Consider the following 1,922-nt stretch of genomic DNA (forward strand, 5'->3'; position numbering starts at 1 on the left):
CCCGTTGAACACTCTGGCCGTGGGGTCGGCCGTAAACTGGTTGCGGATTATGGGGTTCTGCGCATGTGCCGCCGTGACGCACGCTGCCAGAACCAGTGCATGAAAAATTCTTTTACACATTGGATATATATAAAAAAAGAGTTTGTATGTATCGGGAAATTCGCCCGTCTATTACGGAAAGAAGCATATATGCGTATCAAAACGGGGTGTTGCCACGCTGACAAAAGCCGCAAGGCAACACCCTGTTTCTCATTCCACCGTGACCGTCGCCCTTCTCAACGCCTCCCCGGCAGACGAGTTGCCGTAGAGCAGCTCGTACGTTCCGGGCTTGACACGGATGGTATTCGTCTGCCCGTCAAACCACTCGAACGACTTGGACGTGAGGGCTATCGAGGCCGTGGCGGTCTTTCCCGCCTTGACATCGAGGCGGCAGTAACCACGCAACTGCATCACCGGACCTTCCGGATCGGCAGGGTTCCGCACATATACCTGCACCACCTCGGCACCGTCGCGAGTGCCGGTGTTCGTCACCGGTATTTCCATAGTCACGCCTCCGGTACCCACCGTGGTTGAGGACAGCCTTGCCTCGCCGATGTCGAACGTGGTATACGACAGGCCGTGACCGAACGGGAAGAGAGGCTTGAAACTACGGATGTAGCGGTATGTGCGGCCTTCCATGCGGTAATCCTCGAAGTCTCCGAGCTGGTCGGACGACGAATAGAACGTGACGGGCAATTTACCCGACGGGCACACCCTGCCATACAGCACATCGGCGACAGCCGTGCCGCCCTCCATGCCGGGATACCATGCCTGCACTATCGCCTCGCAGCTCTCCGTCTCGGGCCTCAACGCTATGGCGGAGCCGGAGCAGCACACAAACACGACCCGCTTGCCGGCCTCACGGAGAGCCTTCAAGAAGTCGCGCTGCACGGCCGGAAGCTCTATATGAGTGCGGTCGCCGCCTTTGAATCCGTCTATCTCCACGGGCATTTCCTCCCCTTCGAGACTCGGGGCGATGCCCCCTACGAACACCACCTTGTCTATGCCTTTCAGCCGTCCGATTATGTCTGAGTAGTCAATCTCCGACTCGGTGCCTATGTTTACCTTGATGCTCGCTCCGTAAGTGGGCATGTGGGCGAAGTGTATCTCTATCTTATACTCGCGCCCGGCCTCCACCTTTATAGGCGTGCGGGTGGGTGTGGTGCGCCACGTGGCGTGCCTCACCTTCACCTCGCCGTTGACAACCACGTCGAAACGACTTACCGACTCCACGTTGATAACCACCTCGCCCGACTTCGTTGGACGGAACACCGTCTCATACCGGGCACTGAAATCAGTAAGGTTCACGCCAGGGGCAAACTGGTAGTTGCCTGCCGTTGTCTTGGCAAAAGGCTGCGTGTAGTATTCCGTGGCAACGGGCTTGCCCTCGCGTGCGGTGTTGTTCCAGAACGTCCCCTTAAATCCCTTGCGCCCCTCGAAAGAGCACTCGTCGAAAAGCGGGGTCACGATGCGGCTGTCGGTAAGGTCGCAACCCTGATGGTACACCACCTTCCTGTTTTCCCGCCGTATGCCGTCGAGAATGGTGACGGTGGTCGTAGGCGTTCCGTTATAGTTTCCCCACATCATGGGCTTGTTGTCGGCATTCGGCCCTATGACGGCTATCCTCTCGCCTTTTCCAAGCGGCAGTATGCCGTTCCGGTTCTGAAGCAGCGTTATTGTCTGGCGAGCCATGTCGAGAGCGAGTTGACGGTGCTCCTTGCTTTCAAGCACCGACGATGGTATCTTGCTCCACGACACGAGCGACGGGTCGTCCATCTCGCCGAGGTCGAAGCGCCCTTCAAGCAGCCTGACTACATGCTTGTCTACCTCCGCCTCCGTTATCAGTCCGCGACGGACGGCCTCCGGAACGCTCTTGTAGGCAT

General features: G+C 58.0%; 1 protein-coding gene. It reads right to left on the reverse strand.

Annotated elements, in window-relative coordinates; genetic code table 11:
* Positions 1–249 precede the first annotated feature (249 nt).
* Positions 250–1,922, reverse strand: a 1,673-nt coding sequence (locus MoGM_RS03680) for a glycoside hydrolase family 3 C-terminal domain-containing protein (RefSeq protein ID WP_199181762.1), incomplete at its 5' end; no start/stop codon positions are given.

Source organism: Prevotella sp. MGM1, assembly GCF_002933775.1.
Taxonomy (GTDB): domain Bacteria; phylum Bacteroidota; class Bacteroidia; order Bacteroidales; family Bacteroidaceae; genus Prevotella.